General features: G+C 61.8%; 20 protein-coding genes. 15 read left to right on the top strand and 5 right to left on the bottom strand.

The window, feature by feature from the left end; all coding sequences use genetic code 11:
* Nucleotides 1-98 precede the first annotated feature (98 nt).
* The 3 genes from QQK16_RS01330 (at nt 99) to glgA (ending at nt 4,825) form a co-directional block, all read left to right on the top strand.
* Nucleotides 99-1,730, top strand: coding sequence for an alpha-D-glucose phosphate-specific phosphoglucomutase (locus QQK16_RS01330; protein ID WP_284194626.1), 1,632 nt, complete (start codon nt 99-101; stop codon nt 1,728-1,730).
* 152 nt (nt 1,731-1,882) lie between these two features.
* A complete protein-coding gene (gene glgC / locus QQK16_RS01325; RefSeq protein ID WP_284194625.1) occupies nt 1,883-3,166 on the top strand; it encodes a glucose-1-phosphate adenylyltransferase in 1,284 nt (427 codons plus the stop codon).
* Nucleotides 3,167-3,361: 195 nt separating this feature from the next.
* Complete coding sequence (gene glgA / locus QQK16_RS01320; protein WP_284194624.1) at nt 3,362-4,825, top strand: glycogen synthase GlgA; 1,464 nt, start codon at nt 3,362-3,364, stop codon at nt 4,823-4,825.
* A 168-nt stretch (nt 4,826-4,993) separates the two neighbouring features.
* On the opposite strand, the gene QQK16_RS01315 is transcribed toward glgA, so the two are convergent.
* The gene (locus tag QQK16_RS01315) at nt 4,994-5,584 is read right to left on the bottom strand and encodes an acyl-homoserine-lactone synthase (RefSeq protein ID WP_308446972.1); all 591 of its coding nucleotides are present in this window, start codon (nt 5,582-5,584) and stop codon (nt 4,994-4,996) included.
* A gap of 148 nt (nt 5,585-5,732) precedes the next feature.
* On the opposite strand from QQK16_RS01315, the gene QQK16_RS01310 reads away from it, so the two are divergent.
* Entirely contained in the window at nt 5,733-6,017 is a 285-nt protein-coding gene (locus QQK16_RS01310) for a helix-turn-helix transcriptional regulator (RefSeq protein WP_284194623.1), read from the top strand.
* Nucleotides 6,018-6,198: 181 nt separating this feature from the next.
* Here QQK16_RS01310 and QQK16_RS01305 read toward each other — a convergent pair whose 3' ends face one another.
* From QQK16_RS01305 to QQK16_RS01290, 4 genes are all read right to left on the bottom strand, one after another.
* Complete coding sequence (locus tag QQK16_RS01305; protein ID WP_284194622.1) at nt 6,199-6,936, bottom strand: helix-turn-helix transcriptional regulator; 738 nt, start codon at nt 6,934-6,936, stop codon at nt 6,199-6,201.
* Nucleotides 6,937-7,598: 662 nt separating this feature from the next.
* Complete coding sequence (locus tag QQK16_RS01300; RefSeq protein ID WP_284194621.1) at nt 7,599-9,074, bottom strand: amidase; 1,476 nt, start codon at nt 9,072-9,074, stop codon at nt 7,599-7,601.
* A gap of 61 nt (nt 9,075-9,135) precedes the next feature.
* Nucleotides 9,136-10,017 carry an HDOD domain-containing protein gene (locus QQK16_RS01295; RefSeq protein ID WP_284194620.1) on the bottom strand — a complete coding sequence of 294 codons (882 nt, stop codon included), beginning with the start codon at nt 10,015-10,017 and terminating at the stop codon, nt 9,136-9,138.
* A 21-nt stretch (nt 10,018-10,038) separates the two neighbouring features.
* Nucleotides 10,039-11,349: a putative bifunctional diguanylate cyclase/phosphodiesterase gene (locus QQK16_RS01290; RefSeq protein WP_284194619.1), complete on the bottom strand. Its 1,311-nt coding sequence runs from the start codon at nt 11,347-11,349 to the stop codon at nt 10,039-10,041.
* 376 nt (nt 11,350-11,725) lie between these two features.
* Between QQK16_RS01290 and QQK16_RS01285 the strand changes: the two genes are divergently transcribed.
* The 11 genes from QQK16_RS01285 (at nt 11,726) to ispF (ending at nt 19,185) form a co-directional block, all read left to right on the top strand.
* Entirely contained in the window at nt 11,726-13,288 is a 1,563-nt protein-coding gene (locus tag QQK16_RS01285; protein ID WP_284194618.1) for a pyridoxal phosphate-dependent decarboxylase family protein, read from the top strand.
* Entirely contained in the window at nt 13,285-13,842 is a 558-nt protein-coding gene (locus tag QQK16_RS01280; protein WP_284194617.1) for a cob(I)yrinic acid a,c-diamide adenosyltransferase, read from the top strand. Before QQK16_RS01285 ends, QQK16_RS01280 begins: the two co-directional genes overlap by 4 nt.
* On the top strand, nt 13,839-14,375 hold the full coding sequence (locus QQK16_RS01275) for a GNAT family N-acetyltransferase (RefSeq protein ID WP_284194616.1): 537 nt from the start codon (nt 13,839-13,841) through the stop codon (nt 14,373-14,375). The genes QQK16_RS01280 and QQK16_RS01275 overlap by 4 nt, the downstream gene beginning before the upstream one ends.
* A 17-nt stretch (nt 14,376-14,392) precedes the next feature.
* Nucleotides 14,393-15,010 carry a trimeric intracellular cation channel family protein gene (locus QQK16_RS01270; protein ID WP_284194615.1) on the top strand — a complete coding sequence of 206 codons (618 nt, stop codon included), beginning with the start codon at nt 14,393-14,395 and terminating at the stop codon, nt 15,008-15,010.
* Nucleotides 15,011-15,098: 88 nt separating this feature from the next.
* Complete coding sequence (locus QQK16_RS01265; protein ID WP_284194614.1) at nt 15,099-15,710, top strand: NUDIX hydrolase; 612 nt, start codon at nt 15,099-15,101, stop codon at nt 15,708-15,710.
* A 57-nt stretch (nt 15,711-15,767) separates the two neighbouring features.
* Nucleotides 15,768-16,343, top strand: a complete 576-nt coding sequence (locus tag QQK16_RS01260; protein WP_284194613.1) for a GNAT family N-acetyltransferase — start codon at nt 15,768-15,770, stop codon at nt 16,341-16,343.
* Complete coding sequence (gene rnhA, locus QQK16_RS01255; RefSeq protein ID WP_284194612.1) at nt 16,340-16,780, top strand: ribonuclease HI; 441 nt, start codon at nt 16,340-16,342, stop codon at nt 16,778-16,780. Before QQK16_RS01260 ends, rnhA begins: the two co-directional genes overlap by 4 nt.
* 132 nt (nt 16,781-16,912) lie before the next feature.
* Nucleotides 16,913-17,260 carry a hypothetical protein gene (locus tag QQK16_RS01250; RefSeq protein WP_284194611.1) on the top strand — a complete coding sequence of 116 codons (348 nt, stop codon included), beginning with the start codon at nt 16,913-16,915 and terminating at the stop codon, nt 17,258-17,260.
* Between the two features lie 16 nt (nt 17,261-17,276).
* Nucleotides 17,277-18,017 carry a DNA polymerase III subunit epsilon gene (dnaQ, locus tag QQK16_RS01245; RefSeq protein ID WP_284194610.1) on the top strand — a complete coding sequence of 247 codons (741 nt, stop codon included), beginning with the start codon at nt 17,277-17,279 and terminating at the stop codon, nt 18,015-18,017.
* A complete protein-coding gene (ispD, locus tag QQK16_RS01240) occupies nt 18,014-18,709 on the top strand; it encodes a 2-C-methyl-D-erythritol 4-phosphate cytidylyltransferase (protein WP_284194609.1) in 696 nt (231 codons plus the stop codon). The genes dnaQ and ispD overlap by 4 nt, the downstream gene beginning before the upstream one ends.
* Nucleotides 18,706-19,185, top strand: a complete 480-nt coding sequence (ispF, locus tag QQK16_RS01235; RefSeq protein ID WP_284194608.1) for a 2-C-methyl-D-erythritol 2,4-cyclodiphosphate synthase — start codon at nt 18,706-18,708, stop codon at nt 19,183-19,185. Before ispD ends, ispF begins: the two co-directional genes overlap by 4 nt.
* Nucleotides 19,186-19,245 lie beyond the last annotated feature (60 nt).

Genomic DNA, 19,245 nt, shown 5'->3' with positions numbered 1-19,245 from the left:
TGAACACTTTGCTGCGGCGGCGCTGACTGTTGCCTTTTCTGGCACGGATGGCGGGTGTGGACGGATAATCCCTCTGCTTACCCGGAGAGAACCATTCCATGGCCGTACTGACATTTGCCACTACCCCCTTCCTGGACCAGAAGCCCGGTACCTCGGGATTGCGCAAGAAGGTCACCACCTTCAGCCAGCCGCACTATCTGGAGAACTTCGTCCAGGCCATATTCAATGCGGTACCGGCACTCAAAGGCGGCTTGCTGGTGGTGGGGGGCGATGGCCGCTATTTCAACGATGGGGCCATACAGACCTTGTTGCGCATGGCGGCGGCCAATGGCGTAGGCAAGGTCATCGTGGGTCGGCATGGCCTGTTGTCTACCCCGGCGGCCTCGCTGTTGATACGGCGCCATGGTGCGGTGGGCGGCATCATCCTTTCGGCTTCCCACAACCCAGGCGGGCCGGAGGGGGACTTTGGCATCAAGTTCAATGCGGCCAACGGCGGACCGGCACCGGAACGGCTGACCGAGGCCATGCATGCTGCCAGTCAGGTGCTGCAGTGCTTTTACTGCTGCGACAGCCAGGATATCGACCTGGGTAGCCTGGGCCGCAGCCAGCTGGAAACCATGCAGGTCGACGTGATAGACCCGGTTGCCGACTATGCCGGCCTGATGCAGACCCTGGTGGACTTCGATGCCATACGTGACTGGCTGCGCGCAGGCCATCGCGTGCGACTGGACGCCCTGCATGCGGTAGGCGGACCCTACGCCGTCAAGCTGTTTGAAGACCTGTTGGGTGCCCCCTTGGGCAGTGTGCGCAATGCAGCGCCCCAGGCCGACTTTGCGGGCGAGCATCCCGATCCGAATCCGGTGCACTGCGCGGGCCTGGTGGCCCACATGATGGGAGCGGGCGCGGCAGACTTTGCGGCCGCCTTTGATGGCGACGCAGACCGCAACATGATACTGGGCAGGGGGTGTGTGGTAACGCCGTCAGATAGCCTAGCCATTCTGGCGGCCAATGCCCGAACCTTGCCGCAGTTTCGCGATGGACTGCCTGGCGTGGCTCGCTCCATGCCCACCTCACGCGCAGTGGATGTGGTGGCGGCCCGGTTGGGTTTCGATTGCTATGAAACCCCCACGGGATGGAAGTACTTTGGCAATCTGCTCGATGCAGGCCGGATAGCTCTGTGTGGTGAGGAGAGCTATGGCACGGGTGCCAGCCATGTTAGGGAGAAGGATGGTATCTGGGCGGCACTGGCCTGGCTCAACCTGCTGGCAGTAAGGCGGCAGCCGGTGGCCGAGATCGTGCGCGAGCACTGGGCCAGTTATGGCAGGCACTGCTATAGCCGACACGACTACGAAGGTTTGCCGCTGGCGGCAGGCGAGGCCGTGATGGCGACCTTGCGCGGCAAGCTGGCCGCGCTGCCTGGGCAGACGGTATATGGCCTGCAAGTTAGCCTGGCGGATGATTTCTCCTATACCGACCCAGTCGACGGCACGGTTAGTGGGCAGCAAGGCATACGGGTGGCCTTGGCCGATGGATCGCGCGCCGTGTTTCGCCTGTCCGGCACGGGCACTGAAGGGGCCACATTGCGGGTCTACCTGGAGCGCTATCTGGCAGATGTGGCGCAACATGCGCAGCCCGCGCAAGCGGCGTTGGCCGAAGTGGCCCGGTTTGCTGCACAACTGGGCGAGATCGAGGCGCACACCGGTAGGGTGCGGGCGGATGTAGTCACCTGATTCGGCATAACAAATTTCCCAAGGCCGGATTTTCTGCCAACAATGAACGGGTAGGCCGGCTTGCATGACAGGACGGCAACAGGCGAGGCGGCAGAGGTCCTGCCGTCCCGGCCTGGAGGCGGAACAGCGTGCCGGTAGTGCATGGGAGCCATATGGATGACCTGATCATTGCGCGGCAATTGCCGCGCCGCAGTATTGCCCTAGTGCTGGCCGGCGGGCGAGGTTCGCGGCTGATGCAGCTGACCGACAAGCGGGCCAAGCCGGCGGTGTACTTTGGCGGCAAATTCCGTATTGTCGATTTCGCCCTGTCCAACTGTCTGAATTCCGGCATACGCCGCATAGGCGTGGTAACCCAGTACAAGTCCCACTCCCTGTTGCGCCACCTGCAGCGTGGCTGGGCCATGTTCCGCTCGGAGATGGGCGAGTTCATCGACCTGCTGCCCGCCCAGCAACGGGTGGATGAAGACAGCTGGTACCGTGGCACGGCCGATGCCGTGTATCAGAACCTGGATATCGTCCGAAGCTACAGGCCCGAGTATGTGGTCATCCTGGCCGGTGACCACATCTACAAGATGGACTACGCCCGCATGCTGCTGGATCACGTCAAATCGCTGGAGGCCCTGGGCGTGAAGGGCGGTGTCTCGGTGGCCTGCATCGAGGTGCCGCTGGCCGAGGCCAAGGCCTTTGGCGTGATGGAGGTCGATGCCGACCGCAAGATCGTGGCCTTTGTCGAAAAGCCGGCTCAAGCGCCTGCCATGCCCGGCAAGCCCGATAAGGCGCTAGCCAGCATGGGCATCTATGTATTCGACGCTGACTATCTCTACCACCTGTTGGAGGAGGATATCCATGACAGCAGCAGCGAGCATGACTTCGGCAAGAACCTGATCCCGGCTGCGGTGGCGGAAGGCCGGGCCGTGGCCCATCCGTTCTCGCTTTCCAGTGTGGCCAGTTATCCCCATGCCAAGCCCTATTGGCGTGATGTGGGCACCATCGACGCCTACTGGGCCGCGAACCTGGACCTGGCCTCGATTACACCGGAATTGGACCTGTACGATCGCAACTGGCCGGTATGGACCTACCAGGAGCAATTGCCGCCGGCCAAGTTCGTGCAGGATGCAGGCGGCGAGCACCGGGTCTACAACACCATCGTGTCGGGTGGCTGCATTGTCTCGGTGGCGCAGGTGACCAACTCCGTGCTGTTCAACAAGGTGCGGGTGCATCCGCATTGTGTGATTGATCAGTCGGTGCTGCTGCCCGATGTGGATGTGGGCGAGGGAGCACGCTTGACCAAGGTGATCGTGGACCGTGGCTGCAAGATACCGGCAGGCCTGGTCGTGGGCGACGATGCCGCCAGAGATGCCAAGTCGTTCCACCGCAGCGAGGGGGGCGTGGTGTTGATTACCCGTGACATGCTGGCGGGACTGGCTGTGTCGTGAGCGTTTGCCATGGGCTCAGCTCATGGGTGGGTTGGATGGGCATCGGTGCAGCCCTGGCCCTGGGCGCTCCGCAGATTGCATTCTCCCGCGAAGCAGTACCAGCGTTTGGCTGAACCCAGGCGCACTGGTCTGGTCCGATGCCGAGATACCGTTTAACGTGCCATGCCCCTGCGCTTTTCTACCGAGTGACCACTGATGAAGGTTTTGCACGTCGCTGCTGAATGTTACCCCCTGCTCAAGACTGGCGGCCTTGCCGATGTGTTGGGGGCGCTCCCGGCGGCGCAGCGCCAGCTGGGGCTGGACGCCCGTGTCGTGTTGCCGGGCTTTCCGGCCATACGGGCAGGGCTGCAGGACGCCAAGGTACAGGCCAGCATGCCGCCGCGCTTGGGCAGTGGCCCCTTAACCCTGTGGCAAGGCTACCTGCCTGATGGCGTACCTGGCTATGTGATCGATGCACCGGGGCTGTATGACCGCGTGGGCAATCCCTATGCCGATGCCGAGCATCATCCCTATACCGATAACCATCGACGCTTCGCCTTGCTGGGGTGGGTGGCAGCACGCATGGCGCAGGGCTTGTTGCCGGATTGGCGGCCTGATGTACTGCATGGTCATGACTGGCATGCCGGCCTGGCAGCGGCCTACCTGAAACAGACTACGCCGGCACCCGATATGGCCGACGCAGCCTGTGTGTTCACCATACACAATCTGGCCTACCAGGGTCTGTTCCCAGCCAGCCTGTTTGCCGAGCTGGGCTTGCCGGCGCAGTGCTATGCCATGGATGGCATGGAGTTCCACGGTCAGCTGTCGTTTATCAAGGCCGGGCTGTACTACAGCGACCGATTGGCGACGGTAAGCCCCAGTTATGCCGCAGAGATCCAGACCGCCGAACATGGCTGCGGCCTGGAAGGCTTGCTGCGGCATAGGCGGGCTGCCTTGAGCGGCATACTCAACGGTGTGGATGAAAACCTGTGGAATCCGGCTACCGACCCCACCTTGCCGGGCCATTTCGATGCCGACAAAACCGGTGGCAAGGCCCGCTGCAAGACCGCCTTGCAGGCGGAACTGGGGCTGGCGGCAGAACCGACGGGCCTGCTGTTTTGTGTGGTGAGCCGGTTAACCGAGCAAAAGGGTTTGAACCTGGTACTGGCCGGGGCTGAGGCCTTGCTGGCCCAAGGCGGCCAACTGGCCGTGCTGGGGAGTGGTGAACCTGAACTGGAAGCGGGCTTTAGCGAGCTATTGGGCCGCTATCCAGGCCGCGTGGCGGTGAGGCTGGGCTTTGACGAGCCTTTGTCACATAGGCTGTTTGCCGGTAGCGATGTGGTGCTGCTGCCCTCGCGCTATGAACCCTGTGGACTGACCCAGATGTATGGCATGCGCTATGGTGCCCTGCCGTTGGCACGCCGCACCGGTGGACTGGCCGACAGTGTGCGGGATTGCAGCCTGGAGAACCTGCAGGACGCCAGCGCCACTGGCATGCTGTTCGAGCGATTTGAGCAGGCTGATTTCGACGCAGCGGTGCGACGGGCCTTCGCCTTGTATGCCAAGCCCCAGGCCTGGCGCGAGGTGAGGCGGCATGCCATGCAGCAGCATTTTGGTTGGACCGGCCCGGCCAAGGCTTACCAGGCTTTGTATCGCGCTGCACTGAAGCAGGTGGCGTGATCGCTGCTGCAGGGGTAGGGTCAGTGCGCCCCACCTGTGGGTGGGGCGCCTGCCTCTTTTCTCCTCCTACTCTTGCTCCGTGCTGCGTTTGATCCTGTTAGGTGCCTGCGGTATCAGGCTGCTTAGACATCGGGCGCCTGTTCAGTCCATCACCTCCTACCTTCGTGGCTAGTGTTTCAAGCCGAACAAGGCATTGTGCGTCTGATCGCCCAGTTCTATGGTCAGCGCCACTGCGTTCTCGACACCAATACGGATAGGAGGGCCGAAGCGGCTGATCTCAATACCTGCGCGGCGCAGCATGCGCTCTATGGCGGTAGTGGTGACGGTGACATAGCGACGTATGCCGTTCTCGTCAGCAAAGCGGACGATTTCGCGCATGGCATCCAGCGCCTGGTCGGCAAAACCGAAGGTGTGCGAGCCGTCCGTTTCTATGGCAAAGCGGCTTAGCTCCCACACGTCGGCTTGTTCCGGCGCCTGCTGGCCGTGCAGCAGCTCGGGGAAGGTGTCCTTGAGCATATAGGGGCCAAGCGTTGGCAGCAGGCGCCAGCAGCCATAGACATCCTGGCTGTGATTGCGCAACACCATGTAGTGGGGCTCAAGGGCGTCATAGCCGTCGATTTCCATGCCTGCGAGCACCGGAACCTCCCAACCCATCCTGTCCCTGAAGACGCGGGCGCGCAGGCAATGTATGGCGCGCAAGTCGCCGCCATTGAACTGCTGGCGCCGGCTGATCTGTATGGTTTGAGACATGGTTTGCATTTACATCCTCCCGTGATTAGGCATACCCAGGCCGCATAAAATATATGCAGTTAGGTTAATAGCGGTACTAGCTACCTTGCTAGGTGTGGCTGGATGGGGCGCATGACAGACTTTGCGCCCGTCGTTCACGGCAGAATAGCGAGGCGATATGTCCGCACAGGCAATGTACGTGCTGAATGCACGAGATAAGCGGGGCTTTGCCCTTCCTTTGGCTCATAAGGACAAACTGCGCTGCTTGCGCAAGATCCTGGGAGAGAACCAGACCGAATTCTGGCGACGCTTTGGCGTCAGCCAGTCCAGCGGCAGCCGATTCGAGCAAGGCCTGCCCTTGCCAGCATCGCTGCAGATACTGATACACCTGTACCTGGATGGTCGTGTGACCGATCATGACTTATCCTCGGCGATGGCTAAGGTAGAAGTAGCCTGCGACTGAACCTAGTCCGGCTTGCAGCCTGATCGAGCAGCAGGGTGTGCCCAGGCGCACCTTGCTGTTGAGGTGCACTGTGATCCCTACGCCTCGTGCAGGCGTCTAATACCCTTTGCGGATATCGCCTGCCGCTGAATAAGTACCGGCGTGGTCCACGCCAGCCATGCCGCACGGCCGGCTGGCAACCCTAAAGCGCAACCAGACCCATCTGCAGGGCACGGACGACCACATCGGTACGTCGGCTGACGTCAAACTTGCGTCGCAGATTGGCGATATGGAAACGTGCGCCCGCGACCGATACTCCCATAATGCGTGATATCTCCCAGTCGGTCTTCCCTGCGGTCAGCCACTTCAAGTACTCCATTTCCTTGCTGGTGAGGCTGGGCAGTATGGCTTCCGGCTGTTGTTTGGCCGGCGTCTGGGCGTGGATATGCGGACGCAATACCTCGAAAGCCAAGTCGCGCAGCAAGGCCAGATCGCTCATTGAAGATCGCAGCGACTCGTAGAACCCCTGATTGGCCACTTCATCCCGTACCAGCGTCAACATGCCGACCTCGCCCCCGGGCCCGTGAAAGGGCAGGGTAATGCCGGCCTTGAGTCCATAGCCAGACGCTTCCTCATACAGGGCGCGCTCGTCCTGCGTCTTGAAGCTATCCGGGCTCCACACCATGGGGGCTGAATGCGAGAAACAATGCGACACGGTAGGATCGATGGCGCCGAAACCTCGCTTGTCGTAGGTTTCGCGCCATGCCGTATCGTAGGTACTGCGCAGATAGGCTGTTTCGAGTGGTTGGCCGGGCGTGGGCACGGCTGCCAGCAAGATGCTGTCGTAACCGTACTGGCTGGCGACATTGCTCAGTTGCTGCAAGGCCTCTGCTTCGGTTGAAGCCGAGATCAGGCTTTGATATTTCTCTAGGTACAGCATTCTCTGTGCTCATAGATGCTTTCGTACACTACGCTTCACCAAACAGCTGTCGGCGCCCGAGTGCGCCATCAGTGTCTGATCCATTTCTCCCCTGATTGCAAACTACCGTCGGTGCAGGTTTATCCACCCGTCTACCGACGCAATCATTGCTGCTGCCACCTGGATGCCGAGTTGATTCTATCCAGGCAGATGTTGCCGGCGTTTCATGCTTCCTCCATCTAACGCGCAGTGAAACACCTTGCCAGACGATGATACTTGTCCGGCGTTGCCAGTGTATTGAAGCAGTTTGCTACTTGATATGGCCTTGCGGCAATCGATGCAAAGCCACCACAACGCAGGATACCCCCAACTACCGAGGCTGGGGTGAAGCAGGCTTTGTTGAACGTGAATCTGTGTGTTTCAGAAGACTAACCGACGCAAGCGACTACTGCCTCTATAACCGGCTCGCCTGACCGTAGCATAACCTTGTCTGCACCGGCTGCGATACGACCAGCTCTGGCAGGTTGGTTCAATCAAATGGTCGCTACGCCCCGGATGGCGACTCAATCTGGCAGCAAGCGCCAGCTGGTTCTGGCGGCACCTAGGTCTAGCGCCCGGGTGCCCCTTGGCGCTCGCTCGGCCCCATACCCATCCCATCAAGAACCAATGTGCATAACAGGCTCTTACGCTAGCACTGGACGCCGATGTGCCCATGGGTGAGCGGCTTCCAGTTGGCAAGCCAGGGACAACAGGCAGTCCTCGCGGTTGATGGCAGCGACGAACTGCACACCTATGGGTAAGCCGGCGGCGTTCCAGTGCAGCGGCACCGACATGGCCGGTTGGCCCGTCAGGTTGGCCACCTGGGTGTAGGGCATACGGGCGAAATTGATGCAGGCTTGTTCATGGATGGCCTTGCGCAGCAGGCCTATGCCACCCAGGGTGGCCATGGCCGACAGGGCTGCGCGCTGCAAAGGTGGCGTCTTGAGTTCGCCTATCCGGGTAGGAGGGGCTGCCAGTGTGGGGGTGAGCAGCAGGTCGTACTGCTGGTGAAAGTGCCCCATCGCACGTGCCAGCTGATTCCAGTCGCGCTTGGCCGTGCTGAAATCGGCGGCGCGCAGTTGCTCGCCCATGCGTCCCAGTATCCAGGTTTCCAGCTCCACATCGCCACGGCGTAATGGCCGGCCCAGGTGGCGTGCCAGCCAACGCAGATCAGTAGCGGTTTCGCCGTAGTACATGGTGAGGTAGCAATCCAGCAGCTGTGCATGGTCGTAAGGTAGGGCCACCTCTTCGACCTCGTGGCCCAATTCGTGCAGCAGTGACGCGGCGGCTTCAACGGCTGCGCGGCAGTCTGCGTGCATGGGCGTGTCAGGCGTGCTGAATACCGAACCTATGCGTAACCGGGGGGGCGGCTGGCTGGCGGCATGGGCAAAGGTAGTGGCTGGGCCGGCAATCACATAGGGGGCACCATGCTCGGGCCCGGCAATGCAATCGAGCATGGCGGCGGTGTCGCGTACGCTACGGCTGACCACGCCCTCCTGCACGGCACCGGCCCACACCTCGCCGAAATCCGGCCCCAGTGGGATGCGTCCACGGCTGGGTTTGAGCCCGAACAGGCCGCAATTGCTGGCGGGAATACGTATGGAACCACCGCCATCGCCACCGTGCGCCATGGGCACGATACCGGCTGCTACTGCCGCGGCTGCGCCGCCAGAGGAGCCACCTGGTGAGTGGCTAAGCGACCAGGGGTTGCGGGTCGGCCCCCAGGCTTCGGGTTCGGTATAGCCCAGCAGGCCGAACTCCGGCGTATTGGTCTTGCCGAAGATCACGACGCCTGCCGCCTTGAACCGCCTGACCAGTTCGCTATCGTAATCGGGTACCCAGCCTTTGAGTGCCTGGCAACCATTGGCCAGGGGCGCTCCCTGCAGGGCGGCCAGCAGATCTTTGAGCAGAAAGGGTACGCCGGCAAAGGGTGCCTGCGCTGGTGGCTGGCGCGCCAGGGTGCGGGCCTGTTCGTAGAGCGGCACGATCACGGCGTTGAGTGCCGGATTTACTGCCTCACAGCGGGCAATGGCGGCCTCCAGCAAAGCTGACGGTGTGGCTTCGCCAGTCTGTATCAGTTGGGCCAGGCCCAGGGCATCGTAGTCTTGGTATTCGCGCATGGCCTCTGTTGTAGCCTGCCTGGCGCAAAACTGGAAGTGGCCGGCGGCCAACTATTCGAAACTATTCGATATCTGCCTGTGCACTGTGCGCCACTACCTGTGCTGCCAACTCGGCCAGCTGTACTTGTCCCAGCTCCAGGGTGCTGAGGCTGGCCATGCCCAGCTTGGCCCATTCCTCGGTCTGGTTCATGCCGCTATGTTGCTGGTGTATGTATTCGGCCAGTTGCGCCAGCGCCACCAGTCGTCGGCTGGCCGGCGGCAGGCTGATGGCCCCTGACTGCATCAGTAAAAAGTCGTGATGGTGGCGGATGGCCAGGCAGATTTCCTCGGGCAGCGACCAGCTTTGGGCCAGCATGCAACCCACAATGGCATGATTGGTGGGGAAGTCTTCGTCTTCTATGGCGGTGAAGCGCTTGTCGGGGTTGGCATTGGCGCGCAGCAATGTGTCGCGATAGGCGGGGAACTTGCGCATCAGCACCGGCATGCCGCAGTCGCGAAACAGGCCGAAGGTATAGGCATCGTCGCTGCGTATGCCTTCACGCACACCCAATAGCCCCACCAGATGGCCGGAATATTCGGCAATGCGGGCGGAGGCGTCCCAGAAGCGCTCCAGTGCCGGGCTGGCCGGGAAGGCATTGCGTAGCGCTACCCCGGCGATGGCCTTGCCAGCGATATTGATGCCCAGCATGGTCAGCGCATGGGAGACCGTGCGGGCGCGGACACGGAAGCCAAAAAAAGGCGAATTGGCGGTCTTGATCAGGCCGGCCGACAGGCTGACGTCTTCGCTGACGCACTGGGCGATACGGCCGAAGTCGGGCTCGCCACTGCGCAATTCGCGCGCCAGGATGTCCAGTATTGTGGGCCGTGGCGGTATGCCGATATCCAGCACCGTTCTGGCATAGATTTCTTCCACCGAGGGCGATTGGGTGGTTTCCGTAGTCATGTGCGATCGGTCCCCATCTGACTAGGCTTTCAGCAGGGCGGCTTGATAATCCAGCCAGCCGGTGACGGCATCGGCGCTCATCGGGCGGGCGTGCAGATAACCCTGGATGGCATCGACCCCGGCGTCCTGCAGCGCGCAGGATTGCTGCTCGTTCTCTACGCCTTCTGCCACCACTGTCATGCCCAGCTCGCGTCCCAGCTGGCTGATTGCCTTGACCACGGCGTACACCCGCCTGTCCTCGGGCAGGGGCACCACGAAAGCGCGGTCGAGCTTGAGCTTGCCGGCGGGAATATCCTTGAGCGTGGCGAGGCAGGAGTAACCGGTACCAAAGTCGTCTATGGACAGGCTGACGCCCATGGCGATGGCGGCGCGCATATTGGACTGCACCAGCTCGGACACGTCCATGAACAGCGATTCGGTGATTTCCAGCTCGATCAGCCTGGGTTCCACATCGCTGCAGAGCAGGGCCGCATAGAGCGCCTGGGAGAACTTGGGGGCGGTAAGCTGGGCGCGGGAGACATTCACCGCCACCTTGGTGGGCAGGCCCAGGTCGGATAGCCGCTTGGCCTGCATGGCGCCTTGCATCAGGCTCCATTCACCCAGGCGAATGACCAGGCCGGTTTTTTCTGCCACCGGGATGAACTTCACCGGCGGCACCATCTCGCCATTGAGTTCGCAACGCATCAAAGCCTCGATGGCCTCGATACGCCCATTGAAGCTGACGATAGGTTGGTAATGCAGGTACAGCCCACCTATCTGCAGTGCAGCATGCAGCTTGTGCTCGACTTCGAGTTCTTCCCGGGCCAGCTTGATACCCAGGCGGCCTGGTAACTGCTCATCGCCCGACTGCACAACCCGGCCGCCGCCCTGGCGCTTGGCCTCGTGCATGGCGTGCTCGGCACGTTGCAGCAGGCTTTCTGCTTCCTCGGCATATTCCAGCGAGGCCACGCCCACTGAGCAGGTGGGGTAGAGGCTCATGGCGCCCACTTCCATGGGCTGCGCAATCAGTTGCAGCAATTCGCTGGCTAGGCTCGCGGCCTCCTCGCAACCGTGGGCGGGGGCAAGCAGCAGAAATTCATCGCTACCCATACGGGCAATGTGGGCACGGTGCTCGTTGCGGCTGCGCAGGCGGTCTCCCATCTTGGCGATGACGGCATCACCACCCCCCATGCCCAGTGAGCCATTGATTTTACGGAAGCGATCCAGGTTGACCCAGATGGCCGACAGCGGCTTTTGATCGCGATGGGCGTGTTCGGTCAGGCGTGCCGCATTGCGCAGGCAGCCGTGCCTGTCCAGAAAACCGGTGAGAGGGTCGATGCCAGCAGTATCCAACGTCGCGCGCCCGTTCGTTGTTGTTGATCGCCCTGGCAGTCACGTCCTGGCCGAGTCGGGATGGCACGCGTCGTGGCGGGCTGATCCTGCCCAGTGACACCGCTCAGTTACCCCTGCCTGGGCTGTTGCGCAAACCTGCCGTAGAGCTTGAGGCCATCGTTTGCACATACAAGCTGAACGGCTAGGCAGGGTTTTGTTGGCGGCGCATTATTGATGCCGGCGGACTTTTTATATCAGGCCTCTTAGCGTCGGCATAAAACCAGTAATAATCAAGTGCTTGCCTGACCGTATGTCCTGTTTTTACAGTGGTAATAATGGCGAGTGGCGTGCGTGCCTTGCTTATGCACCGCGATGGTGCGGCGGCATGGTGGATTTCATGAGAAAGCCCGCGCTGGCTGCGTTAGACTCGCCCCCCTTGCACCAGAACTATGGCACCGGCCAGACAACCATGCGTACGACCCACGACACTCCCTTTACCGCCAAACCCGATACGTTGGACCCCCAGGACTGGGAGGCGGTACGCAGCCTGGGCTACCGCATGGTGGACGATATGGTGGCGCTGCTGGCCGGTGTGGGTGATGGCCCGGTCTGGCAGGCCATGCCGGGCGAGGTGCGAGAGGCATTCAAGACACCGCTGCCGCGTGAGGCTGGTGACCTGGCGGGCAGCTATGCCGATTTCCAGGCGCTGGTGCAGCCCTATATCGGCGGCAATATCCACCCACGCTTTGTCGGCTGGGTGCATGGCGGCGGCAACCCGGTGGGCATGCTGGCCGAGTTGCTGGCCGGTGGGCTCAACGCCAATCTGGGGGGGCGGGATCACGCCCCGGTGGAGGTGGAGCGGCAGGTCATACGCTGGTCTGCCGAGATGCTGGGCTTTCCATCCACCGCCAGCGGTGTCCTGGTTACCGGTACTTCGCTGGCCAATCTGATTGCTGTGCTGGTTGCACGTACCCGCGCCCTGGGTGGGGCTGTACGCCAGCATGGCCTGCAGGCGCGTCCCCTGGTGGCCTACGCCTCGACCGAAGCACATAACTGCGTATCGCGGGCGATGGATATGGCCGGCCTGGGTACGGCCGCCCTGCGGCTGATACCGTGCGATGCACAGCATAGGATGGATATGGATGCACTGGCCGCAGCCGTGACCCATGACCAGGCTCAGGGTCTGCAGCCCTTTATGCTGGTGGGTAGTGCGGGTACGGTGGATACCGGCGCCATTGATGATCTGATGGCATTGTCACGCTTCAGCCGCCTGCATGGTTTGTGGTTCCATGTCGATGCCGCCTTTGGTGCGCTGGCCATGCTATCGGCCCAGAAGCGGCCTCTGCTGGCCGGTATCAGTGAAGCCGATTCGGTGGCGTTTGATTTCCATAAATGGGCACAGGTGCCCTATGACGCTGGTTGCATATTGGTACGGGATGCCGACCTGCATGCGGCCACCTTTGCTACCCAGCCCGCCTATCTGCGGCGGGAGGAGCGGGGCCTGGCTGCAGGCCGGCCCTGGCCAACCGATTTCGGCCCTGATCTGTCACGCGGCTTCCGGGCGCTCAAGGTATGGATGACCATCAAGGTCTATGGTGCAGACAAGCTGGGTGCCGTGATAGACCGCAGTTGTGAACTGGCGCAGCAACTGGCGCGGCGGGTGGCGGCCGAACCTGAACTGGAGATGCTGGCGCCCGTGGCGCTCAACGTGGTGTGCTTCCGTTTCCGGGCCGCCGCAGCCCACCTGGACCAGCTGAATGCCGACATCGTGGCCGATCTGCAGGAAGATGGACTGGCTGTACCCTCTACCACCATGATCAACGGCCAACTGGCTATACGGGTGGCCTTGGTGAATCATCGTACCAGCGAGGCAGACTTGGCCTTGCTGGTGGATGGCCTGTTGGCCGCAGGCCGTCGTCGCACGGCGGCTAATCTGCAAATGAACTCGCAAGGAATATGATGGCAAACCGACTCAGCAAGATCGTGACGCGTACCGGCGATGATGGCAGTACCGGTCTGGGTGATGGTAGCCGGGTATCCAAAGCCAGCCACCGCATCCATGTAATGGGTGAGATAGACGAACTCAACAGCCATCTGGGCGTGGCCCTGGCTGAGAACCTGCCTGATACCTTGCGCAACAGCCTGGTGCGGGTGCAGCACGATCTGTTCGATCTTGGCGGCGAGGTCTGCATACCGGGCCGCATTGCCCTGCAGGAGGTGCATCTGGCACGACTGGAGGCCGATGTGGAAACGTTCAACAGCGCCCTGATGCCCCTGAAGGAATTCATATTGCCTGGCGGCTGCCGTGCAGCGGCCGCGCTGCATGTAGCCCGTACAGTCTGCCGCCGCGCCGAGCGTGCGCTGGTAGCACTGGCCGTGAACGAATCGGTATCGACACTGGCGCCGCAATATCTCAATCGCCTGTCCGACCTGCTGTTCGTGCTGGCCCGCAGCGCTAACAAGGCCGCAGGCCAAGCCGATGTGTGCTGGCAACCAGGATTGAACGCAGCATGAATTACACGCTACGCGCGGCAACGCCGCAAGACACGGTATCACTTGCCGCGCTGGCCATACAGGTATGGCTCGATACCTATGCCTTTGACGGGGTCAACCCCGCCATTGCCCGCTATGTGCTGGATACCTACACGGCAGCGCACTTTGAGCAGGTGCTGGCCCACCCGCTGCGGCGGGTGTTGGTGGTCGAAGCCCAAGGCTACCTGCTGGGTTACCTGAAGCTGAGTATGGCAACGCCCTGCCCGCAAGCCGAAGGCGGGTCGGTGGAACTGGAAACGCTCTATCTCTCACGCCATTTCAAGCGGCAAGGCTTGGGCTCGGCCCTGTTGCAGGCGGCCGATAGCCTGCTGCCCGAGCTGGGTGGTGCCGGGATGTGGCTCCGGGTCTACCACGGCAATGCCGATGCGCTGAGTTTCTATGCGGCACGCGGCTTTACCGCCCTGGGCAAGACGGTTTTCGAGCTGGATGGCGAGCAGCACGAGAACATCGTGCTCTACCGCAGTCTGCAACCTAGCCGGCAGGATGGGGGCTGATTGTGGATTGGCAAGGATTGTCCGGTCTGCTGTTCGATATGGACTGGCTGTTCCTGGTCGGAACGGCGGCATTCAGTGTCTCGGGCTACCTGATAGGTGTGAAGAAACGCTTTGACCTGCTGGGCGTGCTGATCGTCGCCTTGCTCACTGCCATAGGCGGCGGGGTAATACGCGACATCCTCCTCAATCGCATACCGGTTATCTTCTTTGATGCCAGCTCCGTCTGGGTCATCACCGCCACTTTGCTGGTGAGCTGGGCCATGAGCCTGCACAAGGTCTACGGCGTGGGCATGTACCGGGTGTTTATCGTGGCCGACTCCATCGGCCTGATTGCCTTCAGTCTGGCGGGCGCCGAGCTGGGCATCCACTACGGCCTCAATTTCTTTGGCGTGCTGTTCGTGGGTTTTGTCACCGCCATAGGGGGCGGCATCGTGCGCGACATGATGGTCAACGACGTGCCCTTCATCCTGCACAAGGATGTCTACGGTACCGTGTCCATGCTAGTGGCTGGCCTGCTCTACGCCGCCAACAGCCTGGGCTGGAAGGGCGCCACCGTTATCTGGAGTCTGTTTGTCCTGGGCCTGGCCATCAGGCTGATTGCCCATTGGCGCGACTTCCGGCTGCCGCAGGTGTAGGGGTGATGGCATTTTTCATCAGCTGGCTATGGACCTGATATTGAACGGTGTTCTGCCGTAGCAGGTTGCAGGCTGGTAAAATAACCCGATGTTGATACTGCCCCCCGATTTCGACGCCGCCCGCGACTGGCTCGCGCATAGGCTCGATACCGTCAGGCTGCCGGCAGGTGGTGATGTACACACTGACGATGACACCACGCCCGCAGCGGTGCTGGTGCCCATAGTCATGCATGCGGCTGGCCCCACCGTGCTGTTCACCAAGCGAACTGAGAAGCTGGCCAAGCATGCCGGCCAGATCAGTTTTCCGGGTGGGCGCATGGAGTTGGGTGAAACGCCGGAAGCGGCGGCCCTGCGCGAGACCGAGGAAGAGGTCGGCATTGCAGCCGGGTTGATGCAACCGGTAGGGCGCCTGGCCCAGTACACCACGATTACCCGTTACCGGGTGACCCCGGTGGTGGGGCTGCTGGCACCGGGTTTTGAAATGCGCCTGCAAGCCGATGAGGTGGACGAGGCGTTTGAAGTGCCGCTGGCTTTTTTGCTGGACAAGGGCAATTACACCGAACGGGTGTTGAATTTCCCGGAGCGGCGGGCGGTGACCTACGCGCTCAACTGGGAAGGCAAGATCATCTGGGGGGCGACCGCAGGGATGCTGATGACCTTGTATCGGACCTTGCTGGATGAACCCCCTGTTACCCCCTAGCGTTATGGCTGGGGTTTCGTTTTTGTTTGTTTTATTTGAAGAGTTGAAGAGAACACCATGAGCGCAGCCAATACTGTACTTACCACCCAGCGCCTGACGCTCGAACCCCTTACTGCTGCGCATGCCGCCTTGCTGCTCGATGGCTTGAGCGATGCCAGCCTATTCAGCTTTGTGCCACAGAACCCGCCGGCCTCGCTGGAGGCGCTGACTGCACGCTATCAGCGGCTGGAAAGCCGCAGTTCGCCCGATGGCGCCGAATGGTGGCTGAACTGGGCGGTGCGCCTGACCGATGGCGAGTATGTCGGCGTGGTTGAGGCGACGGTGGATGAAGACAACGTGGCCAGCATGGGCTGGTTCATCTTCACCCCGCACCAGCGCAAGGGCTATGCGGCCGAAGCTGTGGCCAAGTTGCGCGAACACCTGATGGGCCCGTTCATGGCCGAGGAATTCAAGATATTCATTGATACCCGCAACAAGGCCTCGATTGCCCTGGTGGAAGCACTGGGCTTCAAGCGTGAGGCCTTGCTGCCCAATGCCGACAACTTCAAGGGCAGCAAGAGCGATGAATACCGCTACAGCTTCAAGCCGGCTGCGGCCAAGGCCAGCAGCGGTGCAAAAAAGGCCAAGCGATGAACGAGGATGTGGTTGTCGCCTATACCGATGGCGCCTGCAAGGGTAACCCTGGCCCCGGCGGTTGGGGGGCACTGCTGGTCTACAAGGGCCAGGAGAAAGAGGTATTTGGCGGCGAGCGCGATACGACCAACAACCGCATGGAGCTGATGGCCGTCATCATGGCGCTGGAAACCCTGAAGCGGCCGTGCAAGGTCAAGGTCTGGCTGGATTCGCAGTATGTGAAGAACGGCATCGAGACCTGGATACATGGCTGGAAGCGCAATGGCTGGAAGACTGCCGACAAGAAGCCGGTCAAGAACGCCGAGCTATGGCAGCGGCTGGATATCGCCCGCAACCAGCATCAGGTCGAGTGGGCCTGGGTGAAGGGCCATGCTGGCCATGCCGGTAACGAAAGGGCAGACAGCCTGGCCAATCGCGGGGTCGACTCCCTGCGTTGATTGCATGCCCGGCACAGCGGCGTGGCGCCCGCGCGGCGCGGATATACGGGTCTGCCAGCGCCAGTCTCGTGTCGGGCCTTTGAGCACACCTCACCAGCTAGCCTACCAACCAATACTCTTCAAGGAAGCCCCATGGCCACGCTTTGCATACAGATACAGCCTGATCGCATTGCCGACTTCGATCACCCCGCCGTGGTGGCGGCCTGCGAAGCTATGCGGGTACACAAGCCGCTGATCAGTGGTTTTCAGCGTGAAGAAGGGGACGACGACGGCCCTTACGTGAACCTGATGTTCGAGACTGAACAGCCTGGCCGTGTCTGGCCCCTGCTGGAAGCTGCGTTCTACGGTGCAGGTGCGCTGGGCGATGCCTTGCGCGCCACCTCCATGGCCATGTGCACGGGTGAAGAGGGGTGGGAGGACTACCTGCTGCTTTACCATTACGACGATAACTTGCCGCTGGATACCCTGCCGCTGGACTGAATAAAAGGAACACCCCGTGCGCCAGATAATTCTTGATACCGAAACCACCGGCCTACGGGTGGAAGACGGTAACCGCATATTGGAAATCGCCGCGGTCGAGATGGTGAACCGCAAGCTGTCGCCGCCAGATCGCCACCTGCACCGATATATCAACCCCGGCCGCGACAGCGAGGAAGGGGCGCTGAATGTGCACGGCCTGACCACCAGTTTTCTGGCTGACAAGCCCACTTTCGCGGATATCGCCCAGGAGTTCATCGAGTTCGTGCGCGATGCCGAGTTGATTATCCATAACGCCCCGTTTGACGTGGGGTTCCTCAATATGGAACTGGGCAAGCTGGGGCTGGGCAAGATTACCGATTACGTCAGTGGCATCATCGATACGCTGAAAGAGGCCAAGGAGCTGTTCCCCGGCAAGCGCAACAATCTGGATGCCTTGTGCGATCGCTACGAGGTGGACAGAAGCGCACGAACCTTGCACGGGGCACTGATAGACTGCGAGCTGCTCAGTGAGGTCTACCTGTGCATGACGCGCGGCCAGGACAGTCTGCTGATGGACTTTGCCGCTGCCGACGACACCGGCTCGGACCATGAGGCCGCCTTGGGACTGTCCAAGGTGGCCCGTGGTCCGCTCCGGGTACGTGCAGCCACTGCGGCCGAGCTGGCTGAACATGCAGCCTATCTGGACGGGCTGGACAAAGCAGTCAAGGGCAGCTGCTTATGGCGTACCCTGGAGCCCAAGCCGGAAGCGGCCGCATGAGTCGCTACGTCGCCCTGCTGCCCGCTGCGGGTGCGGGCAGCCGCATGGCATCCAGTGTGCCCAAGCAGTACCTGGCCTTATTGGGCGAACCGTTGCTGCTGCATACCTTGCGGGCCATGCTGGCGGTGACCGAGCTGGACAGGGTGGTGTTGGTGCTGTCTGCCGACGACAGCTGGTTCGAGCCGGACTGGGTGGCGGATATGCCCCGCTTGACTGTGCTGCGCTGCGGTGGCGCCAGCCGCGCCGAAACCGTGCGCAATGGCTTGCAGGCGCTGGCTGGCGAGTTGGCGGCAGACGACTGGGTGCTGGTACATGATGCAGCCCGACCCTGCATCGCCCCCGCCGATGTGGCCCGCCTGATCAACACCCTGGGGGACGACAGCGTGGGAGGCCTGCTGGCTGTACCGGTGGCCGATACCCTCAAGCGTGCCGATGCGGCCTGCCGGGTAGCCGCCACGGTGCCACGTGATGGTCTGTGGCGCGCCCAGACACCCCAGATGTTCCGCCATGGCGCGCTGTGCCGGGCCTTGGCTGAGGGCGCCTGCGAGGCGATTACCGACGAGGCCAGCGCCATTGAGGCTGCAGGCATGTCGCCCAGCCTGGTCATGGGCGACGAGCGCAATATCAAGGTGACCTATCCGCAGGATCTAGCGCTGGCCGCGCTATACCTGCAAGCAAGGACGACACGATGAGCATACGTATAGGGCAGGGCTGGGACGTGCACCGCCTGGTGGCGGGGCGGCCACTGATACTGGGTGGCGTGACCATTCCCTTCGACAAGGGGCTGCTGGGGCATTCAGATGCTGATGCCTTGCTGCACGCGATTACCGACGCCATCCTGGGTGCTGCGGGCCTGGGCGATATCGGCCGGCATTTTCCCGACACGGATGCCAGCTTCAAGGGGGCCGATAGCCGTGCCTTGCTGCGCGAGGCCTATCGCCGGGTGCAGGCTGCAGGCTGGCAGTTGGGCAATATCGATGCTTCCATCCTGGTGCAGGCACCCAAGATGGCACCGCATATCCCGGCCATGGTGGCCAATATCGCGGCCGACCTCGGGGTGGCGCAAGGACAGATCAACGTCAAGGCCAAAACCTATGAAAAGCTGGGTCCTGTGGGTGCGGGCGACAGCATAGAGGCGCAGGCTATCTGCCTGCTGCACCAGGCCTGAATCGACCACAGACTGGCGCTTGGCAGCAACGGTGCTGCCTGTTACGGCTTATATTCTGCT

The sequence above is a fragment of the Chitinimonas prasina genome (genome assembly GCF_030160395.1).
GTDB classification, from domain to species: domain Bacteria; phylum Pseudomonadota; class Gammaproteobacteria; order Burkholderiales; family Chitinimonadaceae; genus Chitinimonas; species Chitinimonas prasina.
This window is presented reverse-complemented; position numbering and strand designations above follow the sequence as displayed.

Bases quoted from the DNA above. Each gene is read 5' to 3' on its own strand.
- QQK16_RS01300 (WP_284194621.1), bottom strand. From the start codon at position 9,074: ATGCGCGAATACCAAGACTACGATGCCCTGGGCCTGGCCCAACTGATA.
- ispF (WP_284194608.1), top strand. From the start codon at position 18,706: ATGAGCATACGTATAGGGCAGGGCTGGGACGTGCACCGCCTGGTGGCG.
- QQK16_RS01280 (WP_284194617.1), top strand. From the start codon at position 13,285: ATGATGGCAAACCGACTCAGCAAGATCGTGACGCGTACCGGCGATGAT.
- QQK16_RS01310 (WP_284194623.1), top strand. From the start codon at position 5,733: ATGTCCGCACAGGCAATGTACGTGCTGAATGCACGAGATAAGCGGGGC.
- QQK16_RS01275 (WP_284194616.1), top strand. From the start codon at position 13,839: ATGAATTACACGCTACGCGCGGCAACGCCGCAAGACACGGTATCACTT.
- QQK16_RS01265 (WP_284194614.1), top strand. From the start codon at position 15,099: ATGTTGATACTGCCCCCCGATTTCGACGCCGCCCGCGACTGGCTCGCG.
- QQK16_RS01315 (WP_308446972.1), bottom strand. From the start codon at position 5,584: ATGCAAACCATGTCTCAAACCATACAGATCAGCCGGCGCCAGCAGTTC.
- ispD (WP_284194609.1), top strand. From the start codon at position 18,014: ATGAGTCGCTACGTCGCCCTGCTGCCCGCTGCGGGTGCGGGCAGCCGC.
- glgA (WP_284194624.1), top strand. From the start codon at position 3,362: ATGAAGGTTTTGCACGTCGCTGCTGAATGTTACCCCCTGCTCAAGACT.
- QQK16_RS01295 (WP_284194620.1), bottom strand. From the start codon at position 10,017: ATGACTACGGAAACCACCCAATCGCCCTCGGTGGAAGAAATCTATGCC.
- QQK16_RS01305 (WP_284194622.1), bottom strand. From the start codon at position 6,936: ATGCTGTACCTAGAGAAATATCAAAGCCTGATCTCGGCTTCAACCGAA.
- QQK16_RS01330 (WP_284194626.1), top strand. From the start codon at position 99: ATGGCCGTACTGACATTTGCCACTACCCCCTTCCTGGACCAGAAGCCC.
- QQK16_RS01250 (WP_284194611.1), top strand. From the start codon at position 16,913: ATGGCCACGCTTTGCATACAGATACAGCCTGATCGCATTGCCGACTTC.
- QQK16_RS01285 (WP_284194618.1), top strand. From the start codon at position 11,726: ATGAGAAAGCCCGCGCTGGCTGCGTTAGACTCGCCCCCCTTGCACCAG.
- QQK16_RS01260 (WP_284194613.1), top strand. From the start codon at position 15,768: ATGAGCGCAGCCAATACTGTACTTACCACCCAGCGCCTGACGCTCGAA.
- rnhA (WP_284194612.1), top strand. From the start codon at position 16,340: ATGAACGAGGATGTGGTTGTCGCCTATACCGATGGCGCCTGCAAGGGT.
- glgC (WP_284194625.1), top strand. From the start codon at position 1,883: ATGGATGACCTGATCATTGCGCGGCAATTGCCGCGCCGCAGTATTGCC.